Below are 425 nucleotides of genomic sequence, written 5' to 3'. Positions count from 1 at the left end.
GCCGGTGTAGCTCAGTTGGTAGAGCAACTGACTTGTAATCAGTAGGTCGAGGGTTCGACTCCTTTCGCCGGCATATATTTGGAGGGGTAGCGAAGAGGCTAAACGCGGCGGACTGTAAATCCGCTCCTTCGGGTTCGGCAGTTCGAATCTGCCCCCCTCCACCATTTATAGGGGCATAGTTCAACGGTAGAATAGAGGTCTCCAAAACCTTTGGTGTGGGTTCGATTCCTACTGCCCCTGCCAATTTAATTAAACCTATAACGTTTAGGTGATTGTTTGACAGTCACCGAGACAAACATATAATGTAATGGCGATTGTGGTGAAGTGGTTAACACACCGGATTGTGGTTCCGGCATTCGTGGGTTCGATTCCCATCAGTCGCCCCATTATTGGGGTATAGCCAAGCGGTAAGGCAACGGATTTTG

The 425-nt window shown here is 49.4% G+C and carries 4 tRNA genes; all 4 read left to right on the top strand.

Annotated features, from left to right (window positions below):
* A tRNA-Thr gene (locus KTHG_RS00295) sits at window positions 1-73 on the top strand.
* A gap of 7 nt (window positions 74-80) precedes the next feature.
* Window positions 81-164 (top strand) — tRNA-Tyr (locus tag KTHG_RS00290).
* 5 nt (window positions 165-169) lie between these two features.
* Window positions 170-243, top strand: a tRNA-Trp gene (locus KTHG_RS00285).
* Window positions 244-310: 67 nt separating this feature from the next.
* Window positions 311-386, top strand: a tRNA-His gene (locus KTHG_RS00280).
* The last annotated feature ends 39 nt before the right edge of the window (window positions 387-425 follow it).

Source organism: Kurthia sp. Dielmo, assembly GCF_000307285.2.
Classification (GTDB): domain Bacteria; phylum Bacillota; class Bacilli; order Bacillales_A; family Planococcaceae; genus Kurthia; species Kurthia populi.
This window is presented reverse-complemented; position numbering and strand designations above follow the sequence as displayed.